Annotated in this window: 16 protein-coding genes; 7 read left to right on the forward strand and 9 right to left on the reverse strand. The window is 73.5% G+C overall.

Translation table 11 applies throughout. The annotated features are described in order from the left end of the window. Window positions 1–92 precede the first annotated feature (92 nt). Complete coding sequence (locus ACQEU6_RS21300; RefSeq protein WP_499334297.1) at window positions 93–1,322, forward strand: MFS transporter; 1,230 nt, start codon at window positions 93–95, stop codon at window positions 1,320–1,322. A gap of 43 nt (window positions 1,323–1,365) precedes the next feature. On the opposite strand, the gene ACQEU6_RS21305 is transcribed toward ACQEU6_RS21300, so the two are convergent. Both ACQEU6_RS21305 and pdxR read right to left on the reverse strand, forming a co-directional pair. Then, entirely contained in the window at window positions 1,366–1,599 is a 234-nt protein-coding gene (locus ACQEU6_RS21305; RefSeq protein ID WP_499334298.1) for a hypothetical protein, read from the reverse strand. 29 nt (window positions 1,600–1,628) lie between these two features. Next, a complete protein-coding gene (gene pdxR, locus ACQEU6_RS21310; RefSeq protein ID WP_499334300.1) occupies window positions 1,629–3,047 on the reverse strand; it encodes a MocR-like pyridoxine biosynthesis transcription factor PdxR in 1,419 nt (472 codons plus the stop codon). 113 nt (window positions 3,048–3,160) lie between these two features. On the opposite strand from pdxR, the gene ACQEU6_RS21315 reads away from it, so the two are divergent. From ACQEU6_RS21315 to ACQEU6_RS21330, 4 genes are all read left to right on the forward strand, one after another. Further along, on the forward strand, window positions 3,161–4,102 hold the full coding sequence (locus tag ACQEU6_RS21315; protein WP_499334302.1) for a DMT family transporter: 942 nt from the start codon (window positions 3,161–3,163) through the stop codon (window positions 4,100–4,102). Window position 4,103: 1 nt separating this feature from the next. Further along, a complete protein-coding gene (locus tag ACQEU6_RS21320; protein WP_499334304.1) occupies window positions 4,104–5,744 on the forward strand; it encodes a fumarate hydratase in 1,641 nt (546 codons plus the stop codon). Window positions 5,745–5,896: 152 nt separating this feature from the next. Next, window positions 5,897–7,156: a serine/threonine-protein kinase gene (locus tag ACQEU6_RS21325; RefSeq protein ID WP_499334305.1), complete on the forward strand. Its 1,260-nt coding sequence runs from the start codon at window positions 5,897–5,899 to the stop codon at window positions 7,154–7,156. Between the two features lie 85 nt (window positions 7,157–7,241). Continuing rightward, window positions 7,242–8,642, forward strand: coding sequence for a class II fumarate hydratase (locus ACQEU6_RS21330; RefSeq protein ID WP_499334306.1), 1,401 nt, complete (start codon window positions 7,242–7,244; stop codon window positions 8,640–8,642). A gap of 64 nt (window positions 8,643–8,706) precedes the next feature. Here ACQEU6_RS21330 and ACQEU6_RS21335 read toward each other — a convergent pair whose 3' ends face one another. From ACQEU6_RS21335 to abmR, 5 genes are all read right to left on the reverse strand, one after another. Next, the gene (locus tag ACQEU6_RS21335; protein ID WP_499334307.1) at window positions 8,707–9,717 is read right to left on the reverse strand and encodes an aggregation-promoting factor C-terminal-like domain-containing protein; all 1,011 of its coding nucleotides are present in this window, start codon (window positions 9,715–9,717) and stop codon (window positions 8,707–8,709) included. A gap of 435 nt (window positions 9,718–10,152) precedes the next feature. After that, window positions 10,153–11,499: an RNA 5'-3' helicase PhoH2 gene (gene phoH2 / locus ACQEU6_RS21340; RefSeq protein ID WP_499340287.1), complete on the reverse strand. Its 1,347-nt coding sequence runs from the start codon at window positions 11,497–11,499 to the stop codon at window positions 10,153–10,155. A 189-nt stretch (window positions 11,500–11,688) separates the two neighbouring features. Then, a complete protein-coding gene (locus ACQEU6_RS21345; protein ID WP_499334309.1) occupies window positions 11,689–12,576 on the reverse strand; it encodes an isoprenyl transferase in 888 nt (295 codons plus the stop codon). A 92-nt stretch (window positions 12,577–12,668) separates the two neighbouring features. After that, the gene (locus ACQEU6_RS21350; protein WP_499334310.1) at window positions 12,669–13,226 is read right to left on the reverse strand and encodes a hypothetical protein; all 558 of its coding nucleotides are present in this window, start codon (window positions 13,224–13,226) and stop codon (window positions 12,669–12,671) included. A 127-nt stretch (window positions 13,227–13,353) separates the two neighbouring features. Beyond that, window positions 13,354–13,875, reverse strand: a complete 522-nt coding sequence (abmR, locus tag ACQEU6_RS21355) for an ATP-binding transcription factor AbmR (protein ID WP_499334311.1) — start codon at window positions 13,873–13,875, stop codon at window positions 13,354–13,356. Window positions 13,876–13,991: 116 nt separating this feature from the next. Here abmR and ACQEU6_RS21360 point away from each other — a divergent pair, with 116 nt between their 5' ends. Together ACQEU6_RS21360 and ACQEU6_RS21365 are read left to right on the forward strand one after the other, a co-directional pair. Then, window positions 13,992–15,530, forward strand: a complete 1,539-nt coding sequence (locus ACQEU6_RS21360) for a DHA2 family efflux MFS transporter permease subunit (RefSeq protein WP_499334312.1) — start codon at window positions 13,992–13,994, stop codon at window positions 15,528–15,530. Beyond that, window positions 15,511–16,152, forward strand: a complete 642-nt coding sequence (locus ACQEU6_RS21365; RefSeq protein ID WP_499334314.1) for an acyl-CoA-like ligand-binding transcription factor — start codon at window positions 15,511–15,513, stop codon at window positions 16,150–16,152. The genes ACQEU6_RS21360 and ACQEU6_RS21365 overlap by 20 nt, the downstream gene beginning before the upstream one ends. Before the next feature lie 21 nt (window positions 16,153–16,173). On the opposite strand, the gene ACQEU6_RS21370 is transcribed toward ACQEU6_RS21365, so the two are convergent. Then, window positions 16,174–17,352, reverse strand: a complete 1,179-nt coding sequence (locus tag ACQEU6_RS21370; protein WP_499334316.1) for a C40 family peptidase — start codon at window positions 17,350–17,352, stop codon at window positions 16,174–16,176. Between the two features lie 211 nt (window positions 17,353–17,563). Next, window positions 17,564–19,549, reverse strand: a complete 1,986-nt coding sequence (locus ACQEU6_RS21375) for a thioredoxin domain-containing protein (protein ID WP_499334317.1) — start codon at window positions 19,547–19,549, stop codon at window positions 17,564–17,566. Window positions 19,550–19,565: the final 16 nt, after the last annotated feature.

Below are 19,565 nucleotides of genomic sequence, written 5' to 3' on the forward strand. Positions count from 1 at the left end.
ACCCTGTCCCTACGCTGACGCGAATCTTCTTCACATTGCGTCTTTCCACGGTGCGCTCTTCTCACGGTGCGCAGCCAGAGAGGTCGGGGCGCATGAGCGAGGGCACCACCGCCCGGGACCGCCGGGCCCGGTTCGCCGCGTACACCGCGTTCGCCGTCCAGGGGCTCTGCTTCGCCTCGCTGGTCACGCAGGTGCCGAAGATGCAGGAGTCGCACCACCTCAGCGACGCCACGCTGTCGCTGGTCCTGCTCATGGTGCCGCTGGTCGCGGGCGTGGGGAGCGTCGCGTCCGGGGCGCTGTTCCAGCGGCTCGGCAGCGGCCCGGTGCTGCGCGTCTCCCAGCCCGCCGTGGCGGTCACGATCGCGCTGATCGGCCTCACCGGCGACGACGACCTCGCGCTCTACGCGGCCGTCGCCGCCTTCGGCCTGTTCGTGGGCGCGGTGGACGCGTCGATGAACGCGCAGGCGATCGCCGTCGAGCGCCGCTACGGGATCAGCCTGATCACCGGTTTCTACGCGGTGTGGAGCGTCGCGGGGATCCTCGGCGGCCTGTGGGCGTCCCTCACCAACAAGCTGGACCTGTCGCTGTTCACCGGCTTCGCCCTCGCCGCCGCCGTCGGCGTCGCCGCCTCGCTCGCCACCGGCGGCCGCCTCTACCGCCGCGCGGAGGAGGGGGACGGCCCGACCGCCGAGGAGCTGAAGAAGGCCGGGCGCAGCGTCCCGTGGCGCCCGATCCTGGTCGTCGGCGCCGCGATGGCCGTCGCCTACCTGGCCGACTCGGCGATCTCCAGCTACGGCGCCAAGTACCTGGACGACGAGCTGTCGGCGAGCGACTGGGTCGCCCCGCTCGGCTACGTCGCCTACCAGATCACCATGGTCGTCAGCCGCGCCGTCGCCGACCTCGCCGTCCGCCGCTCGGGCCCCGTCACGGTGGTGCGGATCGGGGGCCTGGTCGGCATCGCCGGCATGGCCTGCGTGGTCGCCGCGCCCAGCGCGGCCTTCGCCATCGCCGCGTTCGCGCTCGCCGGGCTCGGCCTGAGCGTGATCGCCCCGGTGTCGTTCTCCGCCGCCGGACGCGTCGACCCGACCGGCCTCGGCGTCGCCGTCGCCAGGGTCAACATCTTCAACTACGTCGGCTTCGTCCTCGGCGCCGCCGTGGTCGGGGCGATCGCCCCGCTCAGCGCCGACCACGGCCTGCGCATCGCCTTCGTCGTGCCGACGGTCCTGATCCTGGTCGTCTTCGCCACCGCGAGGGGCTTCGCCCCGGACCCGGTCAAGGGCGCCCGCCCCGATGCTCCCGCAATGGAACGCCCCATGGCCTGAAACAGTGTCTTCCCAGGGGAGCGACCCCCTGGGAAGACGTTCCTCACGCGTCTTCGGCCAGGGCTGTGACGGCGCGTTCGCCTTCCGCCTGGGCCTGCTCGGGAGTCATGTCCTTCAGGGCTTGGCTGAGCGACACTTCCGCGGCGTCGGCCGCGGCCCGGAGCGTCACAGCGTGCTCCTGCGCCCTTTCGAGGTCGCCCAGACCGACACAGTCGAAGGCCACCTGCGCGTCATGGCCGGCCATCTTCAACTGCCGCGCGGCCTCTTCCAGACTCATGCATTCCTCCTACACCGGGGATGCTGTTCTTACCCCTCATCACCATGTGCAACCGCTTGACCCAGCAGTTGCGCGGCTTTGACCAGGCGGGGCTCCGAAAGAGCGGCGTAGCCGAGGACGAGCGCGGGGGGCGCCTCCGCGGCGCGGCGCGGCGACCACATGGCGCGTGCCCCGCCGACCGAGACCCCGGCTCGCGCGGCTCGCTCCACGACCCCGTCCTCGTCGCATCCGCCCGGCAGTTCCACGTAGAGATGGATGCCCGCCGAGACGCCGCGAACCCTGGCGCCGGGCAGGTTCTCGGCGAGCGCCCCCGCGAGGGCGTCCCGCCGGGCCCGGTACCGCCTCCGCATGGTGCGCAGATGCCGGTCGTAGCCCCCGCCGCGCAGGAACCCGGTCAGCGCGTACTGCTCCAGGACCGGCGCGCCGAGGTCGGTGTTGGTGCGGTGCTCCCGCAGGCCCTCGGCGAGGAACTGCGGCGCGACGGCCCAGCCCAGGCGCAGGGCGGGGGCGAGGGACTTGCTGACCGAGCCGAGGAGGACGACCCGGTCGGGGTCGACGCCCTGGAGGCAGCCGACGGGGTCGCGGTCGTAGCGGAACTCGGCGTCGTAGTCGTCCTCCAGGATCAGGCCGTCCACGTCGCGCGCCCAGGCGATCAGCTCGGCGCGGCGCGCCGGGGACAGCACGACGCCGGTCGGGTACTGGTGCGCGGGCGTGACGAGCACGGCGCGCGCCTGGGTGCGGGCGAGCGCCGCGACGTCCACGCCCTCCTCGTCCACGGGGACGCGGACGACGCGGACCCCGGCGGCGGCCAGCATCGGCAGCTGCCGGACGCTGGTGGGGTCCTCGACGGCGAGCGCGGTGTGGCCGTCGGAGCGCAACTGCCCCAGGAGGGCCGACAGCCCCTGCGCCACCCCGTTCATGATCACGACTCGGCCGGGGTCGGCGTGCGCGGCGCGCACCCGGCCGAGGTAGGACGCGAGCTCGGCGCGCAGGTCCGGGACGCCGCCGGGGTCGGGGTAGGCGAGCGCTTCGTGCGGCAGGGTGCGCAGCGCGCCGCGGGCGGCGGAGATCCAGCGCTCGCGCGGGAACGCCGACAGGTCGGGCCGCCCCGGCGACAGGTCGTACAGGACCGCCGGCTCCGCCCGGGGCTCGGCCGGCCGGGCGGGCGCGCGGGGCGCCGGCGCGGCCTCCTCGTCGGGGCGGGCCAGCGGCGCGATGCGGGTGCCGTCGCCGCGCCGGGCGATCAGGAAGCCCTCGGCGGTGAGCTGCTCGTAGGCGGTGACGACGACACCGCGGGAGACGTCCAGGTCACGGGCCAGATCGCGGCTCGACGGCAGGCGCGTCCCGGCGGTCAGCCGGCCGGAGCGCACCGCCGCGCGGAAGCCCGCGGCGATCTGCGCGGCCAGCCGCCCGGCGGACCGGTCGAGGGAAAGATGAAGGTCGGTCACATGACTCTCAGCGTCAAGGGGCGGCGTGGACGTCACGGCGAGAATATTGGTCCGGTTCAACGCGGATTGATTGGCTCTGTCTGATGGACCAACCGCGCCCTAGCGTTCGGTCCATGAGCACCTCCCGCAAGCGCGGCATGGCGGGCGCCGGGGCCGCGATGTCGCTCGTCGGCACGCTGACCGCCGTCTCGGCGACCATCTCCGACTTCCCCGTCCTCGGCGGCCAGGCGGCCCGGTACGCCGCCGCCGCGCTGGTCCTGCTGGCCGTGGCCCGCCTCTCCCGAGGCCCCGCGCGCCGGCCCTCCGCGCGGGACTGGCTGCTGCTCACGGCGCTCGCGGCGACGGGGCTGGTCGCGTTCAACGTCTGCATCGTGCTGGCGACCCGGGACACCAGCCCGGCCACCGTCGGCACGGTGATCGCGACGGTCCCGATCGTGCTGGCGGTGGTCGGCCCGCTGCTGGACGGCCGCCGGCCCGCCCCGGCGATCATCGCGGCGGCCTGCGTGGTCACGGCGGGGGCGGCGCTCGCGAACGGCCTCGGCGGCGGCAGCGTCCGCGGGCTGCTGCTCTCGCTCGGGGCCCTCGGCGGCGAGGTGGGCTTCTCGCTGCTGGCCGTGCCGCTGCTGCCGCGCCTCGGGCCGCTGCGGGTCTCCGCCTACTCCGCCGCGCTGGCCGTCCCGATGCTGCTGGGGACCGGCCTCGTCGTGGACGGGACGGCGCTGCTGCGCGCCCCGACGCCCGGCGAGCTGGCCGGCTTCGCCTACCTGTCGATCGTCGTCACCACGATCGCGTTCCTGCTCTGGTACGACGCCATCGGGCGGCTCGGCGCCGACCGCGCCGGGCTCTGCGCGGGCCTGATCCCGGTCAGCGCGGTGGTCACGACCGTCATGCTCGGCATCGACCGGCCGGGACCGGCCGACCTCGCGGGCGCCGCCCTGGTCGCCGCGGGCGTCGTGGTGGGCCTGCGCGCCCGGGTCGCCCCCCGTGAGCCCGCGCCCGCCGAGCCCGTAACCTGTGAGGCGGCCCCCATCGGAATCGCGCGAGGATCTGCCTGAGATGCCTGAGTTCTCCTACACCGATCTGCTCCCGCTCGGCCCGGACGAGACCGACTACCGGCTCCTGACCTCCGACGGGGTCTCGACGTTCGAGGCGAACGGGCGGACGTTCCTGCAGGTCGAGCCGGAGGCTCTGCGGCTGCTCACCGAGACCGCCATGCGCGACATCTCCCACCTGCTGCGCCCGGCGCACCTGGCGCAGCTCCGCCGCATCCTGGACGACCCCGAGGCGTCCCCGAACGACCGGTTCGTCGCGCTGGACCTGCTGAAGAACGCGGGCATCGCGTCCGGCGGCGTCCTGCCGATGTGCCAGGACACCGGCACCGCGATCGTCATGGGCAAGCGCGGTCAGCAGGTCCTGACGGACGGCGACGACGAGAGGCACATCTCGCACGGGGTGTACGACGCCTACACGAAGCTGAACCTGCGCTACTCGCAGATGGCGCCGGTGACGATGTGGGACGAGAAGAACACCGGCTCCAACCTGCCCGCGCAGATCGAGCTCTACGCGACGCCCGGCGACGCCTACAAGTTCCTGTTCATGGCCAAGGGCGGCGGCAGCGCCAACAAGTCGTTCCTCTACCAGGAGACCAAGGCCGTCCTGAACCCCAAGCGGATGATGTCCTTCCTGGAGGAGAAGATCCGCTCGCTCGGCACGGCCGCGTGCCCGCCGTACCACCTGGCGATCGTCGTGGGCGGCACGTCCGCCGAGTACGCGCTGAAGACCGCCAAGTACGCCTCCGCCCACTACCTGGACGCGTTGCCCGCCGAGGGCTCGCCGCTCGGGCACGGGTTCCGCGACCCGGAGCTGGAGCTCCAGGTGTTCGAGCTGACGCAGCGGCTCGGCATCGGGGCCCAGTTCGGCGGCAAGTACTTCTGCCACGACGTGCGGGTGATCCGGCTGCCGCGGCACGGCGCGTCCTGCCCGGTCGCGATCGCCGTCTCGTGCAGCGCCGACCGGCAGGCCCTCGCCAAGATCACCGCGGAGGGCGTGTTCCTGGAGCGGCTGGAGACCGACCCCGCGCGGTACCTGCCCGACACCACCGACGAGCACCTGGACGACGACGTCGTCACGATCGACCTGAACCGCCCGATGGCCGAGATCCGCGCCGAGCTGACCCGGTACCCGGTCAGGACGCGGCTGTCGCTGACGGGCCCGCTCGTCGTGGCCCGCGACATCGCGCACGCCAAGATCAAGGAGCGGCTGGACGCGGGCGAGCCGATGCCGCGGTACCTGCGCGACCACGCCGTCTACTACGCCGGCCCGGCCAAGACGCCCGAGGGCTACGCGTCGGGCTCGTTCGGGCCGACCACGGCCGGCCGGATGGACTCCTACGTCGAGCAGTTCCAGGCCGCGGGCGGCTCCCTGGTCATGCTGGCCAAGGGCAACCGGTCCCAGCAGGTCACCGACGCCTGCAAGGAGCACGGCGGCTTCTACCTCGGCTCGATCGGCGGCCCCGCGGCCCGGCTGGCGCAGGACTGCATCAGGAAGGTCGAGGTCCTGGAGTACCCGGAACTCGGCATGGAGGCCGTCTGGAAGATCGAGGTCGAGGACTTCCCGGCCTTCGTCGTGGTGGACGACAAGGGCGAGGACTTCTTCGCCGACGCCACCGGACCCGTCCTCAGCATCGGCAGGCGCTGACGTTCCGCGGGCCCCCGGCGGCCCGCGCGGGGGGCCGCCGACCGGCGGTCCCCTGCGGTTTCTTGTCGGTAGGTCACAGTATTGGGCCAAAATTCGCGTTGGTGATGAAGTCTCCCCGATGACCGGCTGGCCACTCCGGTATCTTTTCCGCCATGTCACAGTCAGAGCGCCTCGTGCTAGCGACGCGCTACCGGCTGGTCTCGGAGATCGGTCAGGGTGCCAACGGCACCGTGTGGCGGGGGCACGACGAGCTCCTCGACCGCGCCGTCGCGATCAAGGAACTGCGGCTCCCCGACAACCTCGCCGAGGACGACCGGGTGGTCTTCTACCGCCGCACCCTCCGGGAGGCGCGCGCGCCCGCGCAGCTGCGCACGCACTCCATCGTCGAGGTCTACGACGTGGTCATCGAGCAGGGCCGTCCCTGGATCGTGATGGAGATGATCGAGGCGCCCAGCCTCGAACAGCTCATCGAACGCTCGGGCCCGCTGCCGCCCGACCGCGTCGCGCACATCGGCCGCGCCCTGCTCGACGCGCTCAACACCGCGCACAGGGCCGGGATCGTGCACCGCGACCTGAAACCGAGCAACGTGCTGCTGGACGGCGACCGCGTCGTCCTCACCGACTTCGGGCTCGCGTTCTCCTCGGAGTCGGTGAGCCTCACCAAGACGGGCCACTTCATGGGGTCGCCCGCCTACGTGGCGCCCGAGGTCGCCGCCGGGGAGAAGGCGACCCCGCGGTCCGACCTGTGGTCGCTCGGCGCGACGCTGTACGCGGCGCTGGAGGGCCGGCCGCCCTTCGAGCGCGAGAACGTCATGGCGACGCTGTCGGCGCTGGCCAACGAGTCGACCCCCGCCCCGCAGAACGCCGGGGCGCTCGGGCCCGTCATCACCGGGCTGCTGGAGAAGAACCCGACCCGGCGGCTCAGCCACGCCCGCGCGGTCGACCGGCTCGAACGGGCCCTGGCGGGCCCCCGCTCGGGGCGCCGCGCGCCGACCCCCCGCTACCGGCTGATGGTCGTGATCGGGCTCATCGGGGCGACCGTCGCCTCCTGCGGCATCGGCGCCACCGCCCTCATCGTCGGCATGATGCGGGAGAGCCCCGGCCCCTCCCCCACCGCCGCCGCGTCCAGCCCGGCGGCCACCCAGGCCGCCGCGCCGCCCGGCGCCGCGACCAGCACGCTGGTCGTCCGGGCCCGCAGCGACTCCTGCAAGATCTTCGTGTCGGTGCCGGGGGCCGCGATGACCGTGCTCGCCGACGAGACGCTGCGGATGGGGGAGGCGCGCCGGTACGACCAGCCGCGCATCAACGCGGTCGTCTACGACGCGTCCGCCTGCGACGTCTGGGTGAACGGGCGGCAGAAGCCGGCGGGCAAGCCGGGCGAGCGGCAGAACTACACGCTGAACAAGGAGTGATCCGCGCCTCACGCGGGAATGCGTGACCCGTCGACCGGGCTGCCATGAACGACGGCGGCCGCCGAAGTCGAGTGGGAGGCGTTCCATGGGCGAGCAGGGGTTCCGGGTCGAGCACGACTCGATGGGCGAGGTCCGCGTGCCGGCGGCGGCCAAGTGGCGGGCCCAGACCCAGCGCGCGGTGGAGAACTTCCCGATCTCGGGGCGGACGCTGGAGGCCGCGCACATCGCCGCGCTCGGCCAGATCAAGGCCGCCGCGGCGGTCGTCAACGCCGAACTCGGCGTCCTCGACGGCGACATCGCCGGCGCCGTCGCCGAGGCCGCCCGCGAGGTCGCGGGCGGGCGGTGGGACGACCAGTTCCCGATCGACGTGTTCCAGACCGGGTCCGGAACGTCGTCGAACATGAACGCCAACGAGGTCGTGGCGACGCTGGCGCAGGAGCGGCTCGGCCGCCCCGTCCATCCCAACGACCACGTGAACGCCTCCCAGTCGTCCAACGACGTGTTCCCCTCGTCCATCCACATCGCGGCGACCGGGGCCGTCGTGAACGATCTGATCCCCGCGCTGCGGCACCTGGAGGCCGCGCTCGCCCGCAAGGCCGAGGAGTTCGCGACCGTCGTCAAGTCCGGCCGCACCCACCTGATGGACGCGACGCCGGTGACGCTCGGCCAGGAGTTCGGCGGGTACGCCGCGCAGGCCGGGCACGGCGCGGAGCGGTTGGAGGCCGTCCTGCCGCGGCTGGCGGAGCTCCCGCTCGGGGGCACCGCGGTCGGCACCGGCATCAACACCCCGGAGGGCTTCGCGGCCCGCGTCATCGCCGAGATCGCGCGGGCGACCGGGCTGCCGCTCACCGAGGCCCGCGACCACTTCGAGGCGCAGGGCGCGCGCGACGGCCTCGTCGAGGCCAGCGGCGCGCTGCGCACGGTCGCGGTGAGCCTCAACAAGATCGCCAACGATCTGCGCTGGATGGGGTCGGGGCCGCGAGCCGGGCTGGCCGAGATCCGGCTGCCCGACCTGCAGCCCGGCTCGTCGATCATGCCCGGGAAGGTGAACCCGGTGATCCCCGAGGCGGTCGCGCAGGTCGCCGCGCAGGTCATCGGGAACGACGCGGCGGTCGCGTTCGGCGGCGCGTCCGGCAGCTTCGAGCTGAACGTGATGCTGCCGATGCTGGCCCGCAACGTGCTGGAGTCGATCACCCTGCTGGCGAACGCGTCCCGGCTGCTGGCCGACCGCTGCGTGGACGGCGTCGAGGCCGACGTGGAGCGCATGCGCGAGTACGCCGAGTCCTCACCGTCGATCGTGACGCCGCTGAACCGCTACATCGGGTACGAGGAGGCGGCGAAGGTCGCCAAGCAGGCGCTGCGGGAGCGCAGGACGATCCGCGAGGTCGTGCTGGAGCGCGGCCACGTCGAGGAGGGAAGGCTGACGGTCGAGCAGCTGGACGAGGCGCTCGACGTGCTGCGGATGACCGGCGCGGCCCGCCGCTGAGCCGGACGGCGCCCGCCGCGCGTCCCAGACGCCGCTCAGGACGTCCGGGACGCGCCGGGCCGGGTCAGTACCAGCCGACGGACTGCGAGTGCGACCAGGCGCCGCACGGCGTGCCGTAGCGGTTCTTGATGTAGCCGAGCCCCCACTTGATCTGGGTGGTGGCGTTGTTCTGCCAGTCGGGGCCAGCGCTGGCCATCTTGGAGCCGGGCAGGGCCTGCGGAATGCCGTACGCGCCCGAGGGGTTGGCCGCGTGGGCGTTCCAGTGGCTCTCCTTGTTCCACAGGTTGACCAGGCAGCCGAACTGGCCGGTGCCGCTGAAGCGGTAGCTCGGCAGCAGCCGCTTGGCGATGGTCTGCGCCTCGCCGGCGGGGACCGGGTCGCCCGTCGGGCCGCCGCCGGTGCCGCCGGTGGGCTTCTTCTCCGGCGTCTTGGTCGGGATCGGCTTGCCCTTGGGGAGCAGCGAGGGGCCCTTCTTGCCGCCGTCCTGGCGCGTCGCGCGCGAGGCGCGGTCGAGCGCCAGCTTCTTGCGCTGCTGCTCCAGCACCTTCGGGTCGATCTTCGGCGGCGCGGCGGCGTCGGCGAGCTGCCTGCCCGGCTTGACGGTCTGCGTGCCCTCGTCGCCGGAGCCGCCGGTCAGCGCGAACGCGGCGACCGCGCCGCCGCCGAGCAGCACGGCCGCGCCGGCGGCGACCACCGCGATCCGGACGCCGTTGCGTCCGCCGGAGCCGTCCTTGCGGCTCGCGGAGCCGTCCTTGCGGCCCGCGGAGCCGCCCCTGCGTCCGGCGCGGCGGGGGCCGCGCGGTCCGGAGGAGATCTCGTCGCCGGGGCCGTCGGCGGACACGCCGGTGCGCGGCGGCTCCTGCAGGGCCTGGAGTCCGAGCGTGTCCCCCGCGGGGGCGCCCGCGCGGGGGCCGGTGCCGGCGACGCGCACGTCGTCCTCGTGCGGCGCCTCGGACCCCTCCGCGAAGAGGCCGGGCGTCTGCGCCGGGTCGGGGGCCTCGGCCGTCAGGGGCTGCCGGAAGTCGGAGCTCTGTCGATCGTCTCGCCTAGGGGACCCGGGACGGTCTCCGAACAAGGCGGTCCTTCCGACGGTCGCACGCGCATGGACACGCGCACGAACTGTTTCCACCCCGGTCCGGCCGGCCGCCGGAGGTTCGGCGGCCTCGGACCCGGGACGGCGCCCCGCTCGTCGCGCGCGTAAGGGGGGCGCGCTCCGGGCCGGCACCGCACTGGGGGTGCTTACGGGGAGACACAATGCCCCAGGCCGAGGGCTGCTTCGCAACTAAAACGAGACGAATGCGGCCGATGGGACGATTGTCAACCCGGCCCGGCCGACCCCGAAAACACGGACGGACCTGCGGTTCTCCGCCACTACACCTGAAAATGTGACCTTCGCCACATTCCCACTCTACGGAGTTCAGTGATCACCCTCCGCAGGAATATGGACGGCGTTCTGGGACACGAGGGCCCCGGCGGCCGGCACGGCCCGCCGGGGCCCCCACCCGTCCGGTCAGACCCCGACGTCGGCGAGCATGTCGGTCACGAGCTCCGCGATCGGCGAGCGCTCCGACCTGGTCAGCGTCACGTGCGCGAAGAGCGGGTGGCCCTTCAGGCGCTCCACCACGGCCGCGACGCCGTCGTGCCGGCCCACGCGCAGGTTGTCGCGCTGCGCCACGTCGTGGGTCAGCACGACCCGCGATCCGGCGCCGATCCGCGACAGGACCGTGAGCAGCACGCCGCGCTCCAGCGACTGCGCCTCGTCCACGATCACGAACGCGTCGTGCAGCGACCGGCCGCGGATGTGCGTGAGCGGGAGGACCTCCAACATGTCACGGTCCACGACCTCGTCGACGACCTCCGGCGTCGTCACCGCCGAGAGGGTGTCGTAGACCGCCTGCGCCCACGGCGACATCTTCTCGCCCTCCGAGCCCGGCAGGTAGCCGAGCTCCTGGCCGCCGACCGCGTACAGGGGGCGGAACACCACGACCTTGCGGTGCCGCCGCCGCTCCAGGACGGCCTCCAGCCCCGCGCAGAGGGCGAGCGCCGACTTGCCGGTGCCGGCGCGCCCGCCGAGCGAGACGATGCCGACGTCCTCGTCCATCAGCAGGTCCAGCGCGATCCGCTGCTCCGCGGACCGGCCGCGCAGCCCGAACACCTCGCGGTCGCCGCGCACCAGCCGCACCGACTTGTCCGGCTGGACGCGGCCGAGGGCCGAGCCGCGCTCCGACAGCAGCCGCAGCCCCGTGTGGCAGGGCAGGTCCCGCGCCTCCTCCAGGTCGGTGGTCCCCGCGTCGTAGAGCTCCTCGACGGCCCCGGCGGTCACCTCCAACTCGCGCATCCCGGTCCAGCCGGACTCCACGACGGCCAGCTCCGCGCGGTACTCCTCGGCGGCGAGCCCCACCGCGGACGCCTTCACCCGCATCGGCAGGTCCTTGGAGACCAGCACGACGTCGTGTCCCTCGTGGGCCAGCCACGCGGCCACCGACAGGATCCGGCTGTCGTTGTCGCCGAGCCGGAACCCGTCCGGCAGGACGCTCGGGTCGGCGTGGTTCAGCTCGACGCGGAGCGTTCCGCCCTGGTCGCCGAGCGGCCCCTCGACCGAGACGGGCTCGTCCAGCCGCCCGTGCAGCAGGCGCAGGTCGTCCAGCGTGCGGAGGGCCTGCCGGGCGAAGTAGCCGAGCTCCGGGTGGTGCCGCTTGGCCTCCAGCTCGGAGATGACGACGACGGGGAGTACGACCTCGTGCTCGGCGAAGCGGGTCATCGCCCCCGGATCGGCGAGCAGGACGCTGGTGTCCAGGACGTACGTGCGCCGGTCCGGCTCCCTGCCGGGGACGGCGCCCCCGTCGTCTCCGGAAATCTCCGGGTCGTTGTGGGGGGACGACCCCCCACTCCCCCCGGAAAAGCCCGGAACAGAGGTCCCGGAAGGGTTCCCGGACGAGCCGGGACGGCGCGCGGAGGTTGTGGCCACTCGATCTCCCTGGATATGGGGGAACTGCCGGTGGCGCGCAGGTCCGCCCGCGCAGGGGCGGTGGTCCGCAGGGGACGGTCAGGTACCGTAGCGCCGATGCCGCGCGGCGTAGGAGCGGATGGCCCGGAGGAAGTCCACCTTGCGGAAGTCCGGCCAATGGACTTCGCAGAAGTAGAATTCCGAGTGGGCGCTCTGCCAGAGCATGAAGCCGGAGAGACGCTGCTCTCCCGAGGTGCGGATGACCAGGTCCGGATCCGGCTGGCCGCGCGTGTAGAGATGCTCCGCGATGTGCTCCACGTCGAGGATCTCGGCGAGTTCCTCGATGCTGGTGCCACGACTCGCCTGCTCGATGAGCAGTGAGCGCACCGCATCAGCGATCTCACGCCTACCTCCATACCCAACCGCGACGTTCACAATCAGGCCGGGTGCGCTCGATGTGGCCTCTCCGGCATCTTTCAGGACGCGGGCCGTCTTATCGGGCAGCAGGTCGAGGGCGCCGACGGGCTTGACGTGCCAGCCGTCGGCGGCGAGCTTGCGGACGGTGTTCTCGATGATCGCCAGCAGCGGTTCCAGCTGGTCGGCGGGGCGGTTGAGGTTGTCGGTCGACAGCAGCCACAGCGTGACGTGCTCGACCCCGGCCTCGGCGCTCCACTGGAGCAGCTCGGAGATCTTCTGGGCGCCGCGCTGGTGCCCGGTGTTGACGTCGGCCAGCCCCATCGACCTGGCCCAACGCCGGTTGCCGTCCAGGATCACGCCGACATGCCGGGGGGTGACGTCGGTGGGCAGATCGGCCTCGACGCGCCGCTCGTACATCCGGTAGACGGCGTCGCGGACGGCCGCGTACGGGCCGCTGCGGCGGAGGGCGGAGACGAGCCGCCCGCCCTCGGAGGGGCGCCGGCGCACGCCGTCCCGCCGCGCGCCGCGCGCCATCCTGGTGCGCGGCTCTCCCGTACGCCGAACCCCCATGTGGGCTTCCCTTCGAGCGACCGAGCCTGGCGGAAAGTCGCTCAATTATGGCCCGAAGGCGACACTTCTCCCACCGCCCCCGTGATGCCAGGCTAACGCGCGGGGCGCGCCAGGCGGGGCGGATGGCCTGCTCTGGCCCGGTCCGCCTCGGCGAGCAGGTCGGCGAGAAAACGCGCCAGTTCCGCCGACGTGAGGACGGCGCGGACGCCGCGCCCGCCCGACCCCCAGGCCTCGACCACGGCGCGCCGCGCGACCCGCCACCGCCCCGCGGCGGACCGCTGGCGGCCGACCCACAGCGAGGACGTGCGCAGGGCGCAGCGCAGCTCGCCGGTGCTGACCACGTCGCCGCGGTCGCGGTAGCGGAACGCGAACAGCTCGGGCTCGCGGGCGGTGTCGCCGGGGGCGGGGTCGGGGAAGCGGTCGTCGGGGTCGGGCCAGCGCGCCGCCTGCGGCGACCCGTCGGCCCTGGCGACGGCGACCCGGGCGGCGAGACCGGCCAGGAAGTAGCCGCACCGCTCCCCCACCGCCCCGAACGCGTCGCCGTCGCGCCACAGTTCGAGCGTGACCTCGAACGGGGTGCCGCCGCGGTCGAGCGAGGCGACCGGGACCACCGCGAGGTCGGACCCGTCGAGGCAGCGCAGCCCCGGCATCCCGTGCACCTCCCGCCCGCGTCCGGCCCGCTATCCAGGCACAGTAGGGGAGGTCCCCACCATGATCACACCCAGTGATCATCGTGATCGGGTAATGGTTGCCCGCGGCCCCGCCCGGGAGGGCCGGTCAGGCCTGCGGGCCGGCGGCGCGGGCGCGCTCGACGTGCTGCAGCGCGCTGCGCAGTTCCGACAGCCAGTCGTCGGTGTTCTTGCCGACGAGCCGGACGCACCAGGCGAGGGCGTCGCTGCGGCTGCGGGCGACCCCGGCGTCCACGAGGGTGTCCAGGACGCGGCGCTCGGGCTGCCGCAGCCGCGTCATCACCGGTACCGACAGGGTGGTGAACATCTCCCGCCCGCCGTCGCACTCGACGCCCCAGGACACCTTGCGGCCGAAGTGCTGCTCGGCCTCCCGGGCGATGGCGATGCGCCGGTCGCGGGTCTCGTCGCGGAAGCGCTGGACGTGCCCGGCGACGACGCCCGCGCGCTCGGCCCCGGACGCCTCGCCCGCGGCGGCCGGGACGGGCAGCGTGCCGACCACCGCGACCTCCTCGCGGTCGACGACGACCTCGGGCGCGCCCTCGAACCACTCCTCGGGGAGCCGCCCGGTGAACCAGCCGCGCAGCTGCTCCACCGCTTCGCTCGTATTCATGTAATCAAAATTACAGCCCTGTGAAGCGGGGCGCCAGCTCCTCGCCTCGATTGACAATCACCTCCATTTGATAGTTACTTTCATTTTATAGAGACACTCATTTGGAGGCGACAGTCATGACTGTGGGTCACCGGCGGCGCTGGTTCGGGCTGGGCGCGCTGGCGCTGAGCATGCTCGCGCTCGGGTTCGACATGACGATCCTCAACGTGGCGCTGACCACGCTCTCGGAGGAGTTGCACGCGAGCACCAGCGAGCTCCAGTGGATCGTGGACTCCTACCTGCTCGTGTTCGGGGCGCTGCTGCTCCCGGCCGGGCTGCTCGGCGACCGGTTCGGCCGCAAGCGGCTGCTGGTGGCCGGTCTCGCCGTCTTCGGCGCCGCCTCGCTCGCCGGGGCGTTCGCGGACGGCCCCGGCGGCGTCGTCGCGGCGCGCGCGTTCATGGGGCTCGGCGCGGCGGTCGTGATGCCGCTGTCCATGTCGATGCTCCCCGCGATCTTCCCGCCGGAGGAGCGCACCCGCGCCGTCGCGGTGTGGTCGTCGGCGATGGCGCTCGGGCTGCCGCTCGGTCCGCTGCTCGGCGGCTGGCTGCTGGAGAACTTCCGATGGGGGTCGGTGTTCCTGGTCAACGTGCCGATCGTGGCCGTCGGCGGCGTCGCGGTGGCGCTGCTGCTGCCGGAGACGCGGGACCCGTCCGCGCCGCGGGTGGACGGGGCCGGCTCGCTGCTGTCGGCGGCCGGCGTCGCCGCGCTCGTGTACGGGGTCATCGAGGCCCCGGCGCGCGGCTGGGGCGACGCGGTGGTGCTGCTCTCGTTCGCGCTCGCGGCCGTCCTGCTGGCCGGGTTCGTCCTGTGGGAGCGGCGCGCCGCCGCGCCCATGATGGACATGGCGCTCTTCCGCGACCCCGGCTTCGCCTGGGCGATGGTCGCCGCCGTCACCGCGAACCTGATGATGGCCGGGGCGCTGTTCGTCCTGCCGCAGTACCTGGAGGCCGTCCAGGGCAACGACGTGCTCGGCACCGGGCTGCGGCTGACGCCGATGCTGCTCGGCCTGCTCGCCGGCGGGGTCGTCACCGACCGGGTCGCGCACCGCGCCGGGCACAAGCCGATCCTCGTCGCCGGGCTGCTCGTGCTCGCGGCCGGCTTCGGCTGGGGCGCTCTCACCGGGCCGGGCGACGGCTACGCCGCCACCGTCCCGTGGCTGCTCGTCCTCGGCCTCGGCTGCGGCCTGACCATCGTCCCGGCGATGGACGCGGTCCTCGCCGCCCTGCCCGCCGAGCGGGCGGGACGCGGCTCGGGCCTCGTCCAGACGCTGCGCCAGACGGCCGGGACGCTCGGCGTCGCGGGGCTCGGAAGCCTGCTGTCGGCGTTCTACCGGGACCGCGTGGCCACCGGCGGGCTGCCGCCCGGGGCGGCCGGCGCGGCGCGCGACTCCATCGGCGGCGCCGTCGCCGTCGCCGGGCGGCTGGACGACGCCGGGCTGCTCGCCTCGGCCCGCGGCGCCTACGTCCACGGCATGGACGCGGCGTTCGCCGCCTGCGGCGCCGCCGCCGTCGCGGCGGCCCTGCTCCTGTGGCGCTTCCAGCCCGGGCGGGCCCGGCGGGGTGCGGCCCCCGCCGCCGATGCACGAGAATCGGGCCATGAGCACGTCGTCCCATGAGCACGCCATCGACCGGCTGGAGGACCGGCTCGCCCGGCTGCCGCTGCGGGAGCGCAAGAAGCTGCGGACCCGCCGGACGATCCAGGACCACGCCCTCCGCCTGTTCGGCGAGCGGGGGTACGACGAGACGACCGTGGAGCAGATCGCGGCGGCGGCCGAGATCTCACCGAGCACGTTCTTCCGCTACTTCCCCACCAAGGAGGACGTGGTCGTCACCGACGAGTACGACCCGATCATGGCGGAGGTCATGCGGGGCCAGCCGGCCGGGATGTCGCCGATCGAGGCGCTGCGCGCCACGCTCCGCGAGATGCTCCCGCTGATGTACGAGACCGACCTGGACGTGGTCAACGCCCGGCTGCGGCTCACCTCGCAGGTCCCGGCGCTGCGGGCCCGGACGTTCGAGTCGCTGCGCGAGGGCACGCACGCCATGCTGACCGAGGTCGTCGGCCACCGGACCGGGCGGCGGCCGGACGATCCGGACGTGGAGGCGTTCACCTGGGCCGTCCTGGGCGTGCTCCAGGCGGCCATGTACCGGTGGGTCGAGGGGCGCGCGACGACCGAGGAGCTTCCCGGGATCGTCGACCACAACCTGGAGTTCCTGGGCCGCGGCTGCCCGCTGTGACCGGGCGCCCCGGCGCGGCGGTCAGCGCGCGAGCGCGGCGGCCGTCTTGGGGCTGACGCGGACGGCGCCCCGCATGTTGCGCGTGTAGACGTTCTGGACCTGCACCACCGTGCCCGTCCGCGGGGCCGCCAGCATCTTGCCCCCACCCAGGTAGAGGGCGATGTGCGAGATGTAGCCGGGCGCGGTCGGGTCGTTGGCCCAGATGAGCATGTCGCCCGGTTCGGCCTTGCCGTAGGGGATGACCCAGCCGGCGCGGGCCTGGTCCGCGGCGACGCGCGGGAGCCGGATGCCGGCCTTCGCGAACGCGTACTGCATCAGGCCGGAGCAGTCGTAGCCGCCCTCGGCCTCGGACTCGCCGCCCCACACGTACGGCCAGCCGAGCCGGGTGTAGGCCGCCTTGATCACCGTGCGGACCTGGCCGGCCGTCATGACCTGGCCGCCCGCGGTCGGCGGGTTCCCGTTCCCGGACTTCGGGAGGTCGATCTCCGGGTTGACCGCGGCGGCCCTGGCGCCCTTCGGCAGCGACTTGCGCAGCTTCTCGATGAACGTCTTCGGCGCGGTCTTCGGGACGCTGACCAGCATCGCGTTCCCGGTCGGCATACCGAGGGCCTGCGCGGTGGCGTGCGAGACGACCGCGTCGACGTCGCTGATGCCCATCGTCGCGTACGCGCCCACCCGCAGCTGCGACTGGTGCTGCCTGCCGCCGACGGGCACCTGGCTGCCGAGCTTGACGCCGCCGTCGCTGCCCATCGTGAACGAGATGGCGACGTCGCCCGAGGCCACGTTGCGCCAGAGCGCGTCCGACTTGGCGGTCGGCTTCGGCGTGTAGTTGCGGAACGTGGACGGGTCGACGCCCATCAGGCCCACGCGCTTGCCCGCGACCATGCCCTGCACGGCGTCGACGACCTCGACGCCCTTCACGCCCTTGGCGTCGCGGACCTTCCGCACGAAGTCGGCCGGGAGCGTGGACGGCGCCGCCACGAGGACGTGCGGGGCGAGCCTCTTGCCGAGCGGCGCGACCGCCGTGGGCGACAGGCCGGTGCTGCCGGACGCGGCCACGAACCGGGCGCGCTGCTCGCGGGGCCGCTCGTCCGCCGGCGCGTCGTCGCGCGCGACGAGGACGGCGGTGTTGGCGGCGAGCGTCGTCAGCACGGAGACGCCGATGATCGTCGGTAGCATCCGGCGGTTCGGCTTGCCCACTGCCACGCTCCTTCGATGGTCGCCCTGCACCGGCTCCTGACCGTGCACCGGACACGACTATGACTCAGATGGTCGGCCATCGTCCAGATACCCGGGGCGCCCTGTGACACCCTCGTCCGCTCTGCCCCTTCGGGTCAGGAGCGTCCCAGTTACTCATTAGTAACAGCCCGGTCATCTGAGATCAAGGTCACGTTGCCACAAAAGTGGATGCTCAATCCAATTGCCCACGTAGCTCGCGGTTCAGCTCGGCCTGGGTCGTGACGGGCAGCCTGCAGACGAACCCCCGGCAGACGTACGCCGCGGGCTCACCGTCCACCAGGCCCCGCCCCTCCAGCAGCGGCACGCCCTCGGCGTCCGGCGGCCCGGCGCTCACCACCGCGCCCGGGGCGACCGCCATGAGGGCCGTGCGGTGCAGGGCGCGGGTGCGCTCGTCGTCCGGATCGCCGATCACCGCGATCTCCACCGGCCCCGCCGCGCGGGCCTCGGCCACCGCGAGGCCCCAGCCCGCGAACCGCGCGTGCTTCCCGGCGAGAGCCCCGGCGGGCGCCAGCGCGTCCTCCGCCGCCTGCCGGTGCCAGTCGGACCCGGTCAGGGCGGCGAACGACAGCAGCGCCCCCGCCGCCGCGAACTGCCCCGACGGCGTCGCGTTGTCGGTCGGGTCCTGCGGCCGCCGGAACAGCCGCTCCGCGTCGTCGGCCGTGTCGTAGAAGCCGCCGGACCCGTCGCCGAACCGTTCGAGCACGGTGTTCAGCAGCTCGCCCGCCAGCCGCACATGGTGCGGGTCGCCGGTGACCGCGTGCAGGGCGAGCAGCCCCTCGGCCACGTCGGCGTAGTCCTCCAGCACGCCGGAGTTCGCGCCGGCCGTCCCGTCCTTGGACGTGCGCGCCAGCCGGCCGTCCCGCAGATGGACCTCCACCAGCAGCCGCACGACCTCCTCGGCCGCCCGGACCAGGTCCGGGCGGTCGAACAGCGCGCCGCACTCGGCCAGCGCCGCCACGGCGAGCCCGTTCCACGCCGCCACCACCTTGTCGTCCCGCGCCGGCGGGATCCGCTGCGCACGCGCCGCCAGCAACGCGGTGCGCACGCGCTCGTACCGCCCGGCGTCCTCGGGGTCGCCCAGAAGCTGGAGGACGGAGGCGCCGTGCTCGAAGGTCCCCGTGACCTCGAACAGGGTCTCCGCGAACGCGCCGTCCTCGTCCCCGAGCACCTCACGCAACCGCTCGGGCGTCCACACGTAGTACCTGCCCTCCGCGCCCTCGCTGTCGGCGTCCAGCGCCGAGGCGAGACCGCCCTGAGCGGTGCGCAGGTCGCGCAGCATCCAGTCGCACGTCTCCAGCGCGATCCGCCGCGCGAACGGCGTCCCCGTCAGCCGCCACCAGTGCGCGTAGACGCGGGCCAGCAGAGCGTTGTCGTAGAGCATCTTCTCGAAGTGCGGGACGATCCACCGCTCGTCCACCGAGTACCGCGCGAACCCGCCGCCGAGCTGGTCGTACATCCCGCCGCGGGCCATCGCCTCCAGCGTGCCGGACGCCATCGCCAGCGACTCCCCGTCGCCCGTGCGCGCGTGGTGGCGCAGCAGGAACTCCAGCACCATCGACGGCGGGAACTTGGGTGCGCCGCCGAACCCGCCGCGCACCCCGTCGTAGGAGGCCGCGAGCACCTTCACCGCGTGCGCGAGCACCTCGTCCCCGGGCGCCTCCGTCCCGGCGAGGCCGGACCCGCGCGAGGTCAGCGCCTCGACGACCTGCTGCCCCTGCTGGGCGACGTCGTCGCGCTGCTCCGTCCACGCCTTGTGGACGGCCTGGAGCAGGGCCCGGAACTGCGCCCGCGGGAAGTACGTCCCGCAGTAGAACGGATGCCCCTCCGGCGTCATGAACACCGTCATCGGCCAGCCGCCCTGGCCTGTCATGGCCTGGGTCGCCTCCATGTAGACGGCGTCGATGTCCGGGCGCTCCTCCCGGTCGACCTTGATGTTCACGAACAGCTCGTTCATGGCCCGCGCCGTCTCGCCGTCCTCGAAGGACTCGTGCGCCATGACGTGGCACCAGTGGCAGGCGGCGTAGCCGACGGAGAGCAGGACGGGGACGTCGCGCCGCCGCGCCTCGGCGAACGCCTCCCCGGTCCACTCCCACCACTCCACCGGGTTGCCGGCGTGCTGGAGCAGGTACGGGCTGGTCGCGTCCTTGAGCCGGTTCATGCCCCCGATCCTGCCC

Origin of the sequence: Spirillospora sp. CA-108201 (assembly GCF_050936235.1) — a bacterium.
GTDB lineage: Bacteria > Actinomycetota > Actinomycetes > Streptosporangiales > Streptosporangiaceae > Spirillospora.

Coding starts and splice junctions, on each gene's coding strand:
- ACQEU6_RS21300 (WP_499334297.1), top strand. CDS start 93: ATGAGCGAGGGCACCACCGCCCGGGACCGCCGGGCCCGGTTCGCCGCG.
- ACQEU6_RS21305 (WP_499334298.1), bottom strand. CDS start 1,599: ATGAGTCTGGAAGAGGCCGCGCGGCAGTTGAAGATGGCCGGCCATGAC.
- ACQEU6_RS21315 (WP_499334302.1), top strand. CDS start 3,161: ATGAGCACCTCCCGCAAGCGCGGCATGGCGGGCGCCGGGGCCGCGATG.
- ACQEU6_RS21320 (WP_499334304.1), top strand. CDS start 4,104: ATGCCTGAGTTCTCCTACACCGATCTGCTCCCGCTCGGCCCGGACGAG.
- ACQEU6_RS21325 (WP_499334305.1), top strand. CDS start 5,897: ATGTCACAGTCAGAGCGCCTCGTGCTAGCGACGCGCTACCGGCTGGTC.
- ACQEU6_RS21330 (WP_499334306.1), top strand. CDS start 7,242: ATGGGCGAGCAGGGGTTCCGGGTCGAGCACGACTCGATGGGCGAGGTC.
- ACQEU6_RS21345 (WP_499334309.1), bottom strand. CDS start 12,576: ATGGGGGTTCGGCGTACGGGAGAGCCGCGCACCAGGATGGCGCGCGGC.
- ACQEU6_RS21350 (WP_499334310.1), bottom strand. CDS start 13,226: ATGCCGGGGCTGCGCTGCCTCGACGGGTCCGACCTCGCGGTGGTCCCG.
- abmR (WP_499334311.1), bottom strand. CDS start 13,875: ATGAATACGAGCGAAGCGGTGGAGCAGCTGCGCGGCTGGTTCACCGGG.
- ACQEU6_RS21360 (WP_499334312.1), top strand. CDS start 13,992: ATGACTGTGGGTCACCGGCGGCGCTGGTTCGGGCTGGGCGCGCTGGCG.
- ACQEU6_RS21365 (WP_499334314.1), top strand. CDS start 15,511: ATGAGCACGTCGTCCCATGAGCACGCCATCGACCGGCTGGAGGACCGG.
- ACQEU6_RS21375 (WP_499334317.1), bottom strand. CDS start 19,549: ATGAACCGGCTCAAGGACGCGACCAGCCCGTACCTGCTCCAGCACGCC.